18 protein-coding genes are annotated in these 16,073 nt (G+C 67.2%); all 18 read right to left on the bottom strand.

What is annotated here, in order from left to right:
- Window positions 1-68: 68 nt before the first annotated feature.
- Window positions 69-2,147: a flagellar biosynthesis protein FlhA gene (gene flhA, locus ACW7G3_RS02365; RefSeq protein ID WP_456980873.1), complete on the bottom strand. Its 2,079-nt coding sequence runs from the start codon at window positions 2,145-2,147 to the stop codon at window positions 69-71.
- Window positions 2,144-3,280 carry a flagellar biosynthesis protein FlhB gene (flhB, locus tag ACW7G3_RS02370; RefSeq protein WP_456980874.1) on the bottom strand — a complete coding sequence of 379 codons (1,137 nt, stop codon included), beginning with the start codon at window positions 3,278-3,280 and terminating at the stop codon, window positions 2,144-2,146. Before flhB ends, flhA begins: the two co-directional genes overlap by 4 nt.
- A 57-nt stretch (window positions 3,281-3,337) precedes the next feature.
- Complete coding sequence (gene fliR, locus ACW7G3_RS02375; protein WP_456980875.1) at window positions 3,338-4,135, bottom strand: flagellar biosynthetic protein FliR; 798 nt, start codon at window positions 4,133-4,135, stop codon at window positions 3,338-3,340.
- 28 nt (window positions 4,136-4,163) lie between these two features.
- The gene (locus tag ACW7G3_RS02380; protein ID WP_456980876.1) at window positions 4,164-4,433 is read right to left on the bottom strand and encodes a flagellar biosynthetic protein FliQ; all 270 of its coding nucleotides are present in this window, start codon (window positions 4,431-4,433) and stop codon (window positions 4,164-4,166) included.
- A 5-nt stretch (window positions 4,434-4,438) separates the two neighbouring features.
- Window positions 4,439-5,188, bottom strand: a complete 750-nt coding sequence (fliP, locus tag ACW7G3_RS02385; RefSeq protein WP_456980877.1) for a flagellar type III secretion system pore protein FliP — start codon at window positions 5,186-5,188, stop codon at window positions 4,439-4,441.
- Between the two features lies 1 nt (window position 5,189).
- Window positions 5,190-5,573, bottom strand: coding sequence for a flagellar biosynthetic protein FliO (fliO, locus tag ACW7G3_RS02390; protein ID WP_456980878.1), 384 nt, complete (start codon window positions 5,571-5,573; stop codon window positions 5,190-5,192).
- A gap of 98 nt (window positions 5,574-5,671) precedes the next feature.
- Window positions 5,672-6,016, bottom strand: a complete 345-nt coding sequence (fliN, locus tag ACW7G3_RS02395) for a flagellar motor switch protein FliN (protein WP_456980879.1) — start codon at window positions 6,014-6,016, stop codon at window positions 5,672-5,674.
- Complete coding sequence (gene fliM / locus ACW7G3_RS02400; RefSeq protein WP_456980880.1) at window positions 6,013-7,026, bottom strand: flagellar motor switch protein FliM; 1,014 nt, start codon at window positions 7,024-7,026, stop codon at window positions 6,013-6,015. The genes fliN and fliM overlap by 4 nt, the downstream gene beginning before the upstream one ends.
- Before the next feature lie 13 nt (window positions 7,027-7,039).
- Window positions 7,040-7,516, bottom strand: coding sequence for a flagellar basal body-associated FliL family protein (locus ACW7G3_RS02405; RefSeq protein ID WP_456980881.1), 477 nt, complete (start codon window positions 7,514-7,516; stop codon window positions 7,040-7,042).
- A gap of 74 nt (window positions 7,517-7,590) precedes the next feature.
- Complete coding sequence (locus ACW7G3_RS02410) at window positions 7,591-8,601, bottom strand: flagellar hook-length control protein FliK (RefSeq protein ID WP_456980882.1); 1,011 nt, start codon at window positions 8,599-8,601, stop codon at window positions 7,591-7,593.
- Window positions 8,598-9,050: a flagellar export protein FliJ gene (gene fliJ, locus ACW7G3_RS02415; RefSeq protein ID WP_456980883.1), complete on the bottom strand. Its 453-nt coding sequence runs from the start codon at window positions 9,048-9,050 to the stop codon at window positions 8,598-8,600. Before fliJ ends, ACW7G3_RS02410 begins: the two co-directional genes overlap by 4 nt.
- Window positions 9,047-10,444 carry a flagellar protein export ATPase FliI gene (fliI, locus tag ACW7G3_RS02420; protein ID WP_456980884.1) on the bottom strand — a complete coding sequence of 466 codons (1,398 nt, stop codon included), beginning with the start codon at window positions 10,442-10,444 and terminating at the stop codon, window positions 9,047-9,049. Before fliI ends, fliJ begins: the two co-directional genes overlap by 4 nt.
- Window positions 10,441-11,070, bottom strand: a complete 630-nt coding sequence (locus ACW7G3_RS02425; protein ID WP_456980885.1) for a FliH/SctL family protein — start codon at window positions 11,068-11,070, stop codon at window positions 10,441-10,443. The genes fliI and ACW7G3_RS02425 overlap by 4 nt, the downstream gene beginning before the upstream one ends.
- Entirely contained in the window at window positions 11,067-12,062 is a 996-nt protein-coding gene (gene fliG / locus ACW7G3_RS02430) for a flagellar motor switch protein FliG (protein WP_456981139.1), read from the bottom strand. Before fliG ends, ACW7G3_RS02425 begins: the two co-directional genes overlap by 4 nt.
- A gap of 10 nt (window positions 12,063-12,072) precedes the next feature.
- Window positions 12,073-13,749 carry a flagellar basal-body MS-ring/collar protein FliF gene (gene fliF / locus ACW7G3_RS02435; protein WP_456980886.1) on the bottom strand — a complete coding sequence of 559 codons (1,677 nt, stop codon included), beginning with the start codon at window positions 13,747-13,749 and terminating at the stop codon, window positions 12,073-12,075.
- Window positions 13,750-13,774: 25 nt separating this feature from the next.
- Complete coding sequence (fliE, locus tag ACW7G3_RS02440) at window positions 13,775-14,164, bottom strand: flagellar hook-basal body complex protein FliE (RefSeq protein WP_456980887.1); 390 nt, start codon at window positions 14,162-14,164, stop codon at window positions 13,775-13,777.
- A 72-nt stretch (window positions 14,165-14,236) separates the two neighbouring features.
- The gene (locus ACW7G3_RS02445) at window positions 14,237-15,685 is read right to left on the bottom strand and encodes a sigma-54 dependent transcriptional regulator (RefSeq protein ID WP_456980888.1); all 1,449 of its coding nucleotides are present in this window, start codon (window positions 15,683-15,685) and stop codon (window positions 14,237-14,239) included.
- On the bottom strand, window positions 15,678-16,073 hold the full coding sequence (locus ACW7G3_RS02450; RefSeq protein WP_456980889.1) for a response regulator: 396 nt from the start codon (window positions 16,071-16,073) through the stop codon (window positions 15,678-15,680). Before ACW7G3_RS02450 ends, ACW7G3_RS02445 begins: the two co-directional genes overlap by 8 nt.

Genomic DNA, 16,073 nt, shown 5'->3' on the forward strand with positions numbered 1-16,073 from the left:
CTCTGTCATTTGTTTCATTGCCGTTCCTCTGCATTCTTGGATCCGGTCGGAATCGTTTTTCGTGGATGTCAGCTGATGGTTCCAATCAGCTTCAACCGCTTGTCTTCCGGTACTTCGGTGTAGGCCAGTACCGACAGGTTCGGGACGCTGTGGCGTACCAGCCTCGCAAGCGCTGCGCGAACCGGAGCAGGCACCAGCACAACCGCCGGCTCGTTCCTGGCTTCCTGTTGGCTGGCACATTCAGCCAAGCTCTGCTGCAGGCGCTCCGCCAGTCCGGGCTCTAGCGCGGCACTGTTGCCCTGTGCAGACTCCTGCAAGACCCGTTCCAGTTCCGGTGCCAGGGTGTATACCGGCAGCTCGGGCGCGGGGCCGGTGATCTCCTGCACGATGAAGCGGCCGAGTGCCGTCCGCACTGCGGCTGTGAGCTGCGCCGGGTCCTGGCTGTTCGGCGCGTGTTCGACCAGGGCTTCGACAATCCGTCGCAGCTGGCGGATCGGAATGCGCTCGACCAGCAGGTTCTGCAGCACCCGGGCCACCACGGCGATTGGCAGCAACTTGGGCGTCAGTTCCTCGACCAGCTTGGGTGCATTGCGGGCCAGGGTGGCCAGCAGCTGCTGTACTTCCTCGTGACCCAGCAGCTCGGGCGCCTGCTCGCGGGTCAGGTGGGACATGTGGGTGGCAATGACGGTGGCTGGATCGACCACCGTGTAGCCCGCCGACTCGGCCTGTACCCGTTGGGACGGCAGGATCCACACGGCGTCCAGGCCAAACGCCGGGTCCTTGCCCGGGATGCCATCCAGATCGCCCAGCGCGCCACCAGGGTCGAGTGCGAGCAGGCGGTCCGGATGCACTTCAGCCCGGGCAACCGGGACGCCATGCACCATCACGGTGTAAGCGTTGGGAGCCAGCTCCAGGTTGTCGCGGATGTGCACCGGCGGGATCAGGAAGCCGATGTCCTGGGTGAGCTTGCGCCGCACTGCCTTGATGCGGGCCATCAGCTCGCCGCCCTGGCTCTTGTCCACCAGCGGGATGAGGCGGTATCCGACCTCCAGTCCGATCGGATCGACCGGATCCAGGTCGTCCCAGCCCAGTTCGGCGGCCGGACCCTGCTCAGGCGGTGCCAGCGCCGGATCCTGGCGTCCGGCGGCTTCGGCCTCAAGGGTGCGGCGGCGCACCAGCCACGCGCCACTCCCGGTGATCGCAGCCAGGCTCAGGAAGGCGAAGCCGGGCATGCCTGGGACCAGGCCGACCATCAGCAGGATTGTTGCGGCGATCGCCAGCGTCCGGTAATGACCGAACACTTGGCTAGCCACTGCGCCGGCCATGTCCTGCGAGCGCGACGCACGGGTGATCAGCAAGGCGACGGACGTGGAGATCAGCAGGCCGGGGATCTGCGCCACCAGGCCGTCGCCGATCGTCAGCAGGACGTACGATGAGCCGGCATCGGCCAGGGACATGCCGTGCTGCATGGTTCCAATCGCCACACCGCCGATCAGGGTCACCACGAGAATGAGGATGCCGGCGATGGCGTCGCCGCGCACGAACTTGCTGGCACCATCCATGGCTCCGTAGAAGTCCGCTTCCTGGCGCACTTCATCGCGGCGCGCCTTGGCTTCGTCCCGGGACAGCAGGCCGGCATTGAGGTCGGCGTCGATCGCCATCTGCTTGCCGGGCATGGCGTCGAGGATGAAGCGCGCGGTCACTTCAGAAACGCGCCCCGCGCCCTTGGTGATGACGACGAAATTGATGATCACCAGGATCGTGAACGCCACGATGCCGACCGCGAAGTTGCCGCCAACGACGAATTCGCCGAACGCTTCGATCACCCGCCCCGCAGCGCCTGGCCCTTCCTGCCCACGCATCAGGATCACCCGGGTCGAGGCAACGTTCAGTGCCAGCCGCAGCATCGTGGTCATCAGCAGGACGATCGGAAAGATGCTGAAGTCCAGTGGCCGCTGCACGTGGATCACTGCAAGCAGGACCACCAGTGACAGCGCGATGTTGAAGCTGAAAAGCACGTCCAGAATCAGCGGCGGCAGGGGCACCACCACCATCGCCAGCATCGCCAGCACGATCAGAGGCGCGCCCAGGCCATTGCGCAGCAGGGCAAAGATGCGTTGCGGGGTGCCCAGGGGAATGGCGCTCATTGGCCCGCTCCAGGTGCCACGTCATCCTCATCGACTTCGACCGGCGCCAGCTGCGGGCGAGCCGTGCCCGGCCGCCAGCTGCGCAGCTGGTAGACATAAGACAGAACGTGGGCAACGGCAGAGTAGAGCTTCACGGGGATTTCCTGACCAATCTCCGTATCCCGATACAAGACCCGTGCCAATGGCGGGGCGGACACCAGGGCCACGCCGTGGGCTTCGCCCACTTCACGGATGCGCAGTGCCAGTTCATCCATGCCCTTGGCAACCACTTTTGGCGCGCGCATCGTGCCGTCGTACTTGAGCGCCACGGCATAGTGGGTCGGGTTGACCACGATCGCATCGGCCGTCGGTACGTCTTCCATCATCCGCCGCTGGGACATCTGCTGCTGCAGCTGGCGGATACGGCCTTTCACCTCGGGGCGGCCCTCGCTTTCCTTGAGTTCCTCGCGCAGCTCCTGGCGGGTCATTTTCAGCTTCCGCCGCCAATTCCACTTCTGGTAGGGCGCGTCCATCAGCGCAAGCAGCAGCAGCGCGCCCGCTGCTGCCATCAACATCCACAGCGCGAACACCAGGCCGTTACGTGCGGCCAGTTCCAGTGGCTGGTTGATCATGGCCCGCAGCCTGGGCAGGCCGGGCCACAGGAACAGCGTCGCTGCCGTGCCTACCAGCACCACGCGCAACAGCGACTTCAGTAGTTCCGCAAGGCCTTCCGGGCCATAGATGCGCTTGAGCCCGCTCAGCGGATTGATTCGCTTGACGTCGGGCACCAGGCCCTTGGTGGCGAAGTTGAATCCGCCCATGACCGCGGGGGCCACGAAGCAGGCGAGCAGGGTGGCCAGCAGGAACGGGGCCAGGATCCACATGAATCCCAGCATCAGTCGACCGACGTGGGCGGGCAGCAACTCCGGTGAGGCCATCAGCAGCGGATCGGGGCTGAGGGCAAGGCGCATCCAGTCCAGGGCACGCGCGGCCAGATTGCCGCCCAGCGTCAGCAGCGCAGCCACACCGGCGCCGAACACGGCCACGGTCGACAGCTCGCGCGAGCGCGGGACGTTGCCTTTCTCGCGCGCTTCGCGCAGCCGTTTTTCGCTTGGCTGTTCGGTTTTTTCCTGACCGTTTTCGTTTTCGGCCATTGCCTGTGTCGCTCGCCGGGTACCTGTTGACCTGGATGCAAGCGGCGTACCGCTCCGTCAGTGACCGAGTGGAATCCGTGCAGCAGCGTCGAATGACGCGTCGAACAACCGCTGTACTGGCGGGCCCAGCTCACCGGATAGCGCTGCAATCAGGAACAATCCCACCAGCACTGAAATCGGCAGCCCGAGTTGGATCGGGTTCAGTGCCGGTGCCGCGCGCGAGAGCACGCCGAACGCCAGATTGACCGCCAGCATGGCCACCATCACCGGCAGGGCCAGGCCGACGGCGCCGCGCAGCACGAAGGAGAAGAACCCGGGAGCCGTGGAAAGTGTCGCTTCCAGGTCCGGCAGGGCAACGCCGATCGGCACTGCGTGGTAGCTGTGCACCAGCAGCGCCACCATGGCGAGATGGCCGTTGGCGGCGAAGAACAGCAGCCCGAACACCAGGTAGAACCATTGCGCGATGACCCCCGAGTTCACTCCGCGCAGCGGATCGCTCATCTGTGCGAATGACAAGCCGGTTCCCTGCGAAATCAGCTCGCCGGCCAGCGCTCCGGCCTCAAACACCAGCCGCAGCATGAAGCCCATCGCCGCACCGATCGCCAGCTCCCGCGCCACCGACAGCACCGTTGCAGCGTCGAATCCCTGCCAGGCCGGGGGCGACGGCAGCAGCGGCGTCAGGGCCAGGCTCAGGGCCAGCGCCGCCATGACCCGGATCCGTGCAGGGATCGAGCGGGTACCAATCAGCGGCATGGCCATCAGCAGCGCGCCCACGCGCAGCGCGGTCCACATCAGCGCCACGATCATGCCGAAGGCCTGCTCGCCGTCGACCAGCATCTGCGTAGTGGCGTCCATCAGCGGTGGGTCCGGTGGCGGTGCATTCTCAGCCGATGAGGTGCGGAATACGGTGGAACAGGGACACCACGAATTCCACCAGGTAGGTCAGCAGGAACCCGCCCAGGGCGAACAGGGCCGCGGTGAGCGCCGCCGCCTTGGCGACGAACGCGATGGTGGGCTCGTTGATCTGGGTCGCGGCCTGCAGCACGCCGACCACCACGCCCACCACCAGCACGGTCAGCAGCAGCGGTCCACCCACCCAGAGCGCAACCTCCAGGCCGCGGCGCAGTTCGGTCAATGCAAGTTCCGGGGTCATGTCGCCTACACCGCGTTGAAGCTGGCTGCCAGGGTGCCCACCGCCAGCACCCAGCCGTCCACCAGCACGAACAGCAGGATCTTGAACGGTGCCGAGACCAGCATGGGCGAGAGCATCATCATGCCCATCGACATCAGCACGCTGGCCACCACCAGGTCGATGATGATGAAGGGAATGAACACCAGGAACCCGATCTCGAACGCGGTCTTCAGCTCGCTGGTGATGAACGAGGCGACCAGCACCTGGAACGGAACGTCTTCGGGACCGGCATAGGTGTCGTGGCCGGCCAGGCCGGCGAATGTCATCAGGTCTGTCTCGCGTACCTGGGCGAGCATGAAGGCACGCAGCGGCTCGGTACCCAGTGTCCAGGCGCTGCGGAAGTCCAGGTCGCCGTTGAGCCAGGGCCCGAAGCCCGCGTTCCACGCCGCCTCCCACACCGGGGTCATCACCAGCGCGGTCAGGAACAGCGCGAGTCCGACCAGCACCTGGTTGGATGGAGTCTGCCCGGTGCCCAGCGCCTGGCGCAGCAGTGCTAGCACGACGATGATGCGGGTAAACGCCGTCAATACCAGCAGCATGGACGGGATCAGGGTGATCGCCGTCATCAGCAGCAGGGTCTGCAGCGGCAGGCTGACCGGCGCGTCGCCGATCTGGCCGACGGTGACACCGGGCATGGCGGGCAGCTGCGGCGCGGCCGCGGCCAGCGAAGGTATCAGCAGCAGGGCAACGAGCGGAATGATGAGCCAGGCGCGCATATCAGTTTTCCCTGCGCAGCCGCTGGGACAACAACTGGCGGAAATCGGGCAGCCGCACCTGCGGGCCGGAAGCCTGGCCACCGGTCGGCAGCGGCTGTGGCAGTACGTGCAGGGTGCGCACGCCGCCGGAGCCGATGCCCAGCAGCAGTTGTTCCCCGCCAACCTGGACCACGGCCGCGCGCTCCCGGGTGCCAAGCGGAATGCTGGCCACCACCCGCAGCCCGTCGGCCGGACGCAGACCTCCGCCCGGCATGCGCTTGAGCAGCCAGGACAGCCCGACGATCAGCGCCAGCACCAGCAGCAGTGCCACCACCGCGCCGCCGAGTCCCGGTGTCGACGGCGCGTGGCTGCCGATCTGTACCGGTGCAGGGGAATGGGCCTGCATGGCCTGGTCTGGCTGCGCAGACGGTGGAACCACTGGTGCTGCGGCGTATGCGACCGCTGCTGGCACCGCAACCACCAGGGGAGATTGGCCGGCAAGGATCACCGCAGCCTCCGGATCCGCTCGCTGGGGCTCACCACCTCCGTCAGGCGCACGCCGAAGCGGTCGTTGATCACGACGACCTCACCGTGTGCGATCAATGTCCCGTTGACGTACACATCCAACGGATCGCCCGCGCCGCGTTCCAGCTCGATCACCGAACCGCGATTGAGCTGGAGCAGGTTGCGGATCGGCATGCGCGTGCGCCCCACCTCGAGCGAGAGCGAAACCGGCACATCAAGGATGACATCGAGACTGAGATCGGTCGCGTCGCCAAGGTCGTCCGGCTGCAGGGTGTCAAATTGCGCCTGGGCGGCTCCTGCGCTCTGGTTGTCCTCGATGTTCATGTGGGCTCTTCCTGGGTATCGGGTTGTCGGGCCGTGGCGGCGCCGGGGGGATGGATGGCGGTGAGCTTGACGACGTTGCGGCCGTTGGCGGTGCCGAAGCGCCCGCTGAAAAGGGGGATGCCTTCAACGCAGACCGGAACCTCTTCCGGCAGGTCGATGGGGAGCACGTCACCGACCTTGAGCCCGGTGAGTTGGCGCAGGTCGATCTGGCGTTGGGTGAGCGCACTCGATACGGTGATCTCCGCGCCCATCAGCTGCTCGCGCAGCGAGATGTTCCAACTCTCGTCGCGGTCCACGCGGTCGCTCTGGATGCCGGCATCAAGCAGCTCGCGGATCGGCTCGAGCATCGAATAGGGAAGGGTCACGTGGATCTCGCCACCGCCGCCCTCCAGGTCAACGTGGAAACGGCTGACCACCACGTACTCGCGTGGCGTGACGATATTGGCGAAGTGCGGATTGATCTCCGAGCTCACGTACTCGCACTCGGCCTCGAGCACCGGTGACCAGGCCTCCTCAAGGTCGGCGAAGGTCTGCTTGAGCATCAGCTGGATCACCCGCATTTCGGTGGCCGTGAACTCGCGTCCTTCGATCCGGGTGGGATAGCGGCCGTCGCCGCCGAAAAAGTTGTCGACAACGGCGAACACCAACTTCGGTTCGAACACGATCAGGCCCGTTCCGCGCAGCGGCTTGAAGCGGATCAGATTGAGGTTGGTGGGCACGTACAGCGAGTGCAGGTAATCGCTGAATTTGATCAGTTCGATGCCGCGCACCGACAGGTCGGCCGAGCGCCGGATCAGATTGAACAGGCCGATCCGCCACAGCCGTGCGAACCGTTCGTTGACCATCTCCAGGGTGGGCATGCGCCCGCGGATGATCCGGTCCTGGCTGGCCAGGTCGTAGGTCCGCGCCTCGCCGGGTTCAGGGGGTGGTTCGATGTCCACCTCGCCGGAGTCGACCCCGTGCAGCAGGGCATCGATCTCATCCTGGGAAAGCAGGTCGTTGGCGCTCATCGGGTAGCCCTCATTACTGGGTCACGAAGGTGGTGAACAGCAGGGCCTCGGCGTGCGGCTGCCCGGTTTCTGCGGTCATCAGGTCGCGCACTTCATCGAGCGCCTTCGCCTGCAGCGCCTCCTTGCCTTCGCGGGTGGAAACGCCCTCATAGGTCTGCTGCGCGAACAGCATCAACAGTCGGGCGCGCAGGGCCGGATGGTGGTGCTGCAGTACCTCCACCGCCTCTGGCTCACGGGTCACCAGCTGCACCTCGACCTGCAGGTAGCGCGGGCCGTAATCCGTGTCGTCGAGGTTGACGACGAAGGGCGGTGCCATGGCGATGTACTGGGCCGGGGCGGGCAGGGTTGCCGCGGGCTCATGGGGGCGCGAGGTGTGATACCAGGCAACGGCGGCGGCCACCCCGGCAGAAGCCGTCAGCGCGACGATCGCCATGATGATGTAGTGCCAGGTCGAGGACGGGGGCTTGCGGGAATGTTCTGCGGCGGACACGTTGGGTACCGGTTGTGGATCCACATCAGCCGATGCAATCCGCGTGCCGTTCGCGCGTCAGCTTTACGGCGCGCTCAGGCGTAGGCGTCGACCAGACCCCGTGCGATCCGCACCGGTGCGGCCACATGCGTGGTCGATGATGGGTCGTCTGTACCATCCGCACCTTCTGCAGCGGCACGGTTGTCGGTGCCATCGGACGAGTCGGACGACTCGCTGCCGACGCCAGCGTGGGCCAGCTGGAAGCCATGCTGGCCCAGCAGGTCACGCAGCCGCGGCAGGCCCTGTTCGAGTGCCTGGCGGGTATCCGCGTGGGCACTGATGAAGTCGGCCGATATGCGGTCGCCATCCAGGTGCAGCAGGACTTCGACCGGACCCAGGTCCTGCGGCGAGATGTTGATGCGGGCATGACCGATGTTCTGGCCAGCCATCCACTGCAGCTGGGCGCTGAATCTTTCACTGAAGTCGGCGTTACGCAGGTCGGGCGTGGGCAATGGAGTGGCCAGTAGCGGGGCGGGCTGGCGCGGTCCCGTTGCCTGTCCCGGGTCCGGAGGCAGGGAGGGCAGGGCGAACACCTCCGTCCCGGCTTCCGCGGTGTCGATTGGCAGTCCAGCCGCTGCACCACTCCCAGTGGTGCCGGCGGCCAGCAGGGCTCTGGCGCTTTCCAGCGTGCCGTCGCCTTCGCCCGCTGCGGGCGGCATGGACGATAGCTGCGCGGCAGCAGCATCGCCTGGGGTGACTGGCACCGCCCCGTTCAATTCCGTCGGGGAGTGCCCGGCGGCCTTGGACAGCGCCAACCCTGCGAGGCCGGGTGGAGGCCACGGCGGGGCGGGCGGCAGAAGCGGGATGGCTCCCGCCGCAGCTGCTGCCTGGGCCGCATCAGTGTCCGTGGAGTCCGCGTCGTCGCAGTGCTGTCCGGTGGTGCCGGCGCCGTTGTTGTCGCCCTGGTTCTGGACGGCGGTCCGCTCCTGCTCAAGCGTGGTGGCGAACAGGTCCGGGCCGGCGTCATCGTTTGCCGGTCGCTGGCCGGAGCCGCGGCCGGACGGAAGGGCCTGTGGCGCGCCTGGCACCGGGATCAGGGGAGTCACGCCGCTGGCTCCCTGCTTGCCAGCGAGGCAAGCCGTACCTGCCGCGCGCCCAGATCATCGAGTTCGCGCTGTGAACGCCGCTCATCGACCAGCTGCTCCTGGGCGCGGTAGCTGGCGGCGAGCTTTTCCAGCACCTGCTTGTCACGGCTGGCCAGCAGCAGGCGGCCACGCTCCACCTCCACCGTCTGGCGCTTGCTGTCCACCGCACGGCTCTGCTGTTCGACTGCGCTCTGCAGGCGATCGAGGAACGCACGCCGGTTGGCCAGCTGCGCCGGGCTGGTGGCCGCAAGCTGGCTGTCTGCATATTCCTGCGAATAGCGGCGCAGCTCCGCCAGCCGCGATTCCTGTTCGCCCAGCAGGCGCTGGCGCTCGGCCAGCTCACGCGCTGCGGCGTCCTCGCGGTCCTGGGCGCGACTGAGCAGCGGATCGATACGACGGGATTGCTTCATGCGGATGCCTCTTCGGGATGCAGCAGGTGCGTGAGCGCCTCACGGCTGTGGTCCAGGTCCGCGGCGTGGGCGACGTCCTGTCCAAGGAAAGCGGTGATCTCGGACCAGCGCGCCAGCGCTTCGTCCACCACGGCGTCGCTGCCACGCTGGTATGCGCCAATCGCGATCAGGTCGCGGTTTGCGTTGTAGGCCGCTACCAGGCGCTTGAGCCCGCGGATGTGTTCGCGCCAGCCGGCGTCGGCAATCTCGGTGACCACCCGGCTGACCGATGATTCGACATCGATGGCCGGGTACAGCCCGGCGTCGGCGATCCGGCGCGAGAGCAGGATATGGCCGTCCAGGATCGCGCGGGCAGCGTCCGCGATCGGGTCCTGCGGGTCGTCGCCCTCGGTGAGCACGGTGTAGAACGCGGTGATCGATCCGCGTCCGTCCGCACCGTTGCCGGCGCGTTCCACCAGCGCGGGCAGGCGTGCAAACACGGAGGGTGGATAGCCGCGTGTGGTTGGCGGCTCGCCCACAGAGAGCCCGATTTCGCGCTGCGCCTGGGCGAACCGGGTCAGCGAATCCATCAGCAGCAGCACGTGCAGCCCCTGGTCGCGGAACCATTCTGCAATAGCGGTGGCGCGGTAGGCGCCCTGCAGGCGCGCCAGCGGTGGTCGGTCGGCCGGCGCGGCAACCACTACGGCACGCTGCATGCCTTCCTCGCCCAGCGTGGCCTCGACGAAGTCGCGCACCTCGCGGCCGCGTTCACCGACCAGCCCGACCACGATCACGTCGGCCGCGGTGTAGCGGGTCATCATGCCCAACAGGGTCGATTTGCCGACGCCCGAGCCGGCGAACAGGCCCACGCGCTGGCCGCGGCCGATCGGCAGCAACGCGTTGATCGCCCGCACGCCCACGTCCAGGGGCTGGGTGATCGGCTCGCGCGCAAGCGGATTGATCGGGGCGCCGGCCATGCCGACGCTGCCCTCCGCGCGGATCGGACCCTTGCCGTCCAGCGGCACGCCATCGCTGTCGATCACCCGGCCAAGCAGGGCCTCGCCCACCGCAACCCGGCCCCGGCGGCCGAGCGGAACCACCCGGGCGTTTGGCAGCAGGCCGTGCAGCTCCGCGCTGGGCATGAGGTAGGTCCGGTCGCCTGAAAAGCCGACGACTTCGGCATCAACCCAGCCGCCGTCCACCTCGACCTTGCATGTGGCGCCCAAGGGAGCTTCGCAGCCCGCAGCTTCCAGGGTCAGGCCGATCGCGCGGCGGAGTACGCCTTCGCGGATCAGGCCGCGGTTGGAGGAAGGGTCGGGCGCGGCGGCGGCCAGCCGCGTGGCGAGCCGCAGGTTGCGGGCCGCCAGCCAGTCAGCGGGGTTGGCCCTGTCCGTCGCGGACCCAGCGGTGCTCATCGGCGCTCTCCCGCGCGCTGCAGCACGTTTTCCAGCGCCCCACGCAGGCGCGCTTCCAGGCTGCCGTCGATGCGCACGCTTTCCGCATGTACGCGCAGGTCGCCGCGTGCCAGGCCCGGGTCGGCGGCCAGCCGGGTCACCGGCATGAGTGACAGCATTGGGGTGAGGGCAGCGATGTCGTCCGGATGCAGGCGCACCTCCACCTCGCGCCCTGCGCCGCCGACCGCGTCGACCGCTTCGCCCACCAGGTCGGCCAGCAGCGTTGGATCAGTCTGGTAGGCGTGACCGACCAGACTGCCGGCGATGCGCACGGCCAGTTCCCCAAGGGCGCTCACCACTTCATCCTCGAGGCGGGCCAGCGGGCGGGAAAAGTTGTCCAGGATGCCTTCGATCTGGGCAATCAGGCGGCGGACTTCCGCCTGGCCCTGGGCGAAGCCTTCGGCGTGGCCGCTGGCCAATCCTTCTTCGCGGCCTTCCCGGCAGGCATCGTCACGGATGCGCTGGATCTCCTCCAGCGAGGGCGGGCGGGGTATCTGTGCGGCGTCGATATCCTCCGCCGCGATCGCCGGGTCCTGCGCGGACTCGATCGAAGGCGCCTGCCAGCGCACCGCCAGTGCGGCGCTCATACCAGCTCCTCGCTGCCGCCGCCGCTGCCGCGCAGCGCGATGACGCCCTCATCCGCCAGCCGGCGCACGATGGCCAAAATTTCCTTCTGCGCTGCTTCAACGTCGGACAGGCGCACCGGGCCGCGAGCTTCCATGTCTTCGATCAGGATCTCGGCGGCGCGCTGTGACATATTGCGGGTCATCTTCTCGCGCACCTGCGGCTCAGCGCCGCGCAGCGCAACGCCCAGGCGCTCGCCGGGCACTTCCCGCAGTACGGTCTGGATCTCCCGATCGTCCAGTTCCACCAGATCGTCGAAGACGAACATGAGTTCCTGGATGCGGTGGCCAAGCTGGTCATCGATCTTGCGTATTTCGCCAAGCAGGGCCTGGTCCTGTCCAGACTCCATGAAGTTGAGGATGTTGGCCGCCACCTTGATTCCGCCGATCGCCGAGGACTTGAGGTTCTGGTTGCCGGAAAACTGACGCTCCATGATCTCGTTGAGCTCGTTGAGTGCGTTGGGAGGAATGCCATCCAGGGTGGCGATGCGCAGCACCACGTCGGCGCGGGTGCGTTCCGGGAGCAGGGCCAGGGTTTCCGCAGCCTGGTCCGGATCCAGGTGCGAAAGCACGATGGCAATGATCTGGGGGTGTTCATTACGGACCACGTCGGCCACCGCACGCGGGTCCATCCATTTGAGCGTGTCCAGGCCGCTGGTGTTGCGTCCCAGCAGGATGCGGTCGATCAGGCTGCCAGCCTTGTCCGCGCCCAGTGCCTGCTCCAGCACCGCGCGGATGTATTCGTCCGCGCCAACGCCCAGCGAAGTCTGGCGCTCAAGGGCGGAATGGAAGTCGCCCATCACTGCCGATACCTGCTCGCGGCTGATCGAGCTCATGGTGGCCATGGCCAGGCCGAGCTTCTGGACTTCCTTGGCGCCCATGTGCTTGAGCACCTCGGCGGCGTCGTTCTCGCCAAGTGACAGCAGCAGCACCGCAGCGCGCTCCACGCCGGCCAGTTCACCTGTTTCAGGCGGTCGCTTCATCGTTCAACCATCCCCTGACCACCTGCGCCACGCGCTTGGAATCCGTCTTCACAGCTTCGCGCGCGTGGCGCAGCTGGTCTTCATACGCATCGGAGGCCAGCGCCATCGGCGTCTTCTCCGAGATCTCTGCCCGGTCATCGGCCAGGGCAGGATCTTCATCCTCGATCACCTGGGCCCGCATGACGTCGTTGTCTCCGGCTGCCGCCCCACGTGGACCGGGGTTGGCGATCTGCCGGACGGCGGGCCGCACCACGCCGAACACCAATGCCAGCACTACCACCGCACCCAGCAGCAGGCGCACCAGGTCACGCACCAGTGGCAGCTGCCACCACGGTGTCGGGGGGCCATCTTCGATGCGCTCGTGTACGAACGGCGCGTTCATCACTGACACCACGTCGCCACGGGTTTCATCAAAACCAACCGCTTGGCGCACCAGTGCCTCGACCCGCTGCAACTCATCATCCGCCAGCGGCTGCAGGACCTGCTTGCCTTCCGCATCCATGCGCGGCACGTGGTCAACCAGCACCGCGGCGGTGATCCGCCGGATCCGCCCGGGCGGCTGGCGGGTGTGCTGCAGGGTGCGGTCAAGCTCGTAGTTGCGGGTGGAACTGCGTGCGGACTCGGCGGGCGCGGCAGCGGCGGTGGCCACATCGGCTGCAGCCCCTTCGGGATCAACTACCGTTTCCGGCAGGTTGCTGGTCATGCCCGGAATGCCGCCCGGTCCGGCGGTCGCGCTGTTCTCGCTGACCTGCTCGCTGCGCAGCTTGGGCGGTTCCGCGTTGAACATCTCCCGCGCCTCTTCGCTGGTCGAGAAGTCCATGTCGATGGTGACTTCGGCGTTGACCCGGCCGGCGCCGGTCATCGGTTCAAGCAGTTCGCGGATGCGCTGGCTGAAGGAGGTTTCGTGGCGTCGCACCTGCTCGAACTGCAGCGAGCTGAGGGTGGCATCCGGATCACGGTTGTTGTTGCTGAGCAGGCGCCCGCTCTGGTCGACCACGGTGACGCGATCGGGGGCCAGATCGGGGATGCTGGACGCCACCAGGTGCACGATGGCGTCCGTCTGGCCGCGCTCGAGGGCAGCGCCCCCGCGCAGTTCCAGCACGACCGAAGCGCTGGCAGCTTCGCGCTGCCGGGTGAAGGCGCTGGGCTTGGGGATCGCCAGGTGCACGCGTGCGTCGCGAACCGGCCGCAGCGCGCTGATGGTGCGGACCAGCTCGGTTTCCAGTGCGTGCTGGTAGCGGGCGTTCTCGACGAACTGGCTGACGCCGAAACCCGGGTCACGCTCCATCAATTCGAAGCCCAGGCGCCCTGATTCGGTCAGGCCAGAGCCCGCGAGCTTGAGTCGTGCGTCATGGAGGTGCGATTCGGGCACCGAGATCGCCCCGGTGCCCTGGTCGATCCGGAACGGAATGTTGGCGGTGCGGAGCAGGTCAGTGGCTTCGGCCGTGGCCTTGGCGTCCAGTCCCGCATAAAGCGGAACGTGTCCGGGGCGCTGCGACCAGAAGAACACCATCAGCCCAATCGCGATCCCCGCCGCAAGCAGAAGCATCTTGCCCAGCCGCCGGGCCAGCTGCATGTTCTGCAGCCGGTCCAGGACCTCGACCGCCTTCTCACCGGCCTTGTCGGCCCTGAGCGCCGACTTGGTAGCTGTCATCGCCATGGTTATCCAGTTTCTCCGGTGGCCGTCACAGCGGCATGTTCATGACGTCCTGGTACGCCTGTACCAGTCGGTTGCGCACTTCCACGGTGGCGCGGAATGCCACTTGGGACTGCTGCGCCGCAACCATCACCCGGGCCAGGTCGGCGCCGGGTTCACCCATTTCGAATGCACGTACCAGCTCGCCGGAACGGTGCTGGGCAGCGCTCACGCCGTCCAGCGCGCTCCGCAGGGTGGCGCCGAAGCTGGGCGTGGCGGCGCCACCCACCCGGTCCGGGCCGGCCACGCTGCCATTCCGGTCACCGGTGGGGATCGCGTCGCTGCGGGGCAGGTCCGCGGCCACGTTCCGGCGCCCCTGGCCCACCTGGGTCTGGTAGCTGCGGATCTGCGACAGGATGGAGTCAACCGAATGGCTCATACGGACGAAGACTGGAATGGGACGCTGGAGCTGATGCAAGCCGCGTGCCGGAGCACCGGAGCGCGGTCAGGATCAGGCTTGTCCAGCCGTCATTGGTTCACGCTCGACGCCGTATTTGCGCAGCTTTTCCGCCAGCGTGGTGCGGCGCAGTCCCAGCAGCTGGGCAGCGTGGGCGACCACGCCGTCGGTGCGCGCCAGCGCCTCGCGGATCAGTCCCAGCTCGACCTGGGCCATGTACTCGCGAAGGTCCATGCCGTCCTCCGGCAGCCCGGTCTCCGGCGGCTCGGGCGCCTGTGTCTCCCCAGGTGCGGATTCGGCCAGCGAAGGAGCAGGGCTGGCGGGCGGGGAAATCTCCGCACCGGCCAGATGTTCGCGATAGCGCTGCGGCAGGTCCTGCACGCGCACCAGTCCGCCCGGATTGAGCACAGCGAGGCGTTCGACCAGATTGCTCAGCTCGCGCACGTTGCCCGGCCACGCATAGCTGGCCAGCGTATCGAGCGCATCGCTGGCGAAGCGGATCTCACCCCGCCCGCTGCGGGCCAGCTGGGCGGTGATGGTCCGCACCAGCTCCGGCAGGTCGCCGCAGCGCTCGCGGAGCGGCGGAATCTCGATCGGAAACACGTTGAGGCGGTAGAACAGGTCCTCGCGGAACTGCCCTTCACCAATGCGCACCTCCAGGTTGCGATGGGTGGCGGCGATCACCCGCACATCGCATTCAATCGAGCGGTTGCCACCCACGCGTTCGAAACAGCGTTCCTGGAGCACGCGCAGCAGCTTGACCTGCATGGCCAGGCTCATGTCGCCGATCTCGTCGAGCAGCAGCGTGCCGCCCTCGGCCATCTCGAAGCGGCCCTTGCGCGCGGTGAGCGCGCCGGTGAACGCTCCCTTCTCGTGGCCGAACAGCTCGCTTTCCAGCAGTTCGGCCGGGATCGCGCCACAGTTGATGGCCACGAACGGGCCGTCGCGCCGCGTCGAGCGCTGGTGGAGGGCCCGTGCCGCGACTTCCTTGCCGGTGCCGGACTCGCCGAGGATCAGCACCGTGGTCTCGAAGGGAGCCACCTGGTCGATCAGCCTGTTGAGCCGCTGGATAGCCCCGCTGGTGCCAGTGGGGCCGCCACCCTGATCAGCGCCGGCCTGCTCTTCGGCGTCGATCCGCTTGAGGCTGGCCATGCGCAGGAGGTTTTCCAGCTGGGTGTGGCGCAGCGGTGATTCGAGCGGCCAGATGCCGGCCTCGTGCAAGCCATGCGCCCGGGCGAAGGCGGCCGGGTCACCGTCCAGCAACAGCACCGGAGGGGCGAGGCCGCCGCTTCCCATCCAGCTGAAAAATGTACTCGCCCCGGGGTCGTCACCGATCGAGCCGACGATGACAGCCATCCATTCGCTCGGGCGATGCCGGGCCAGGGGGACGTCGGCGATCTCGGCGACCCAGCGCGGGCGCAGGTCCATGAACTCGAGCAGGGTGCACAGACGCTCGGCACGTTTGCCGTCGCTGTCGATGACGAGGATGCGCGGTTCACTCATTGGGTTTCACCTGGTCTTGTTTTCCGTGCAGTGATTCAAGGATCTGCATCACTTCTTGCACGTAGGACAGCTTGCTGACGAAGTTGTCGGCGCCGGCGCGGGTGGCATGCTCGCGGTGTTCGGCGTCGTCGAAATGGCTGGCGATGACCACGTAGGGCGGATCGTCCTGGGCCTTGATCAGCCGGGTGGCCTGCAGGCCACCCATCTCGGGCATGGCCAGGTCCATCAGGACCACCTGCGGCCGCAGCGCTTCCGAGCGCTCGATGGCCTCCAATCCATTGCTGGCAGTGCCTACGACCTGGAGCCAGGCCACCTTGCGGAAATGCCGCATCGCGGCGTTGATGAAGCCATCGTGGTCATCGACCAGCAGCACGGTGATCGCGCTCAT

It is taken from the genome of Luteimonas sp. A478 (assembly GCF_054052025.1).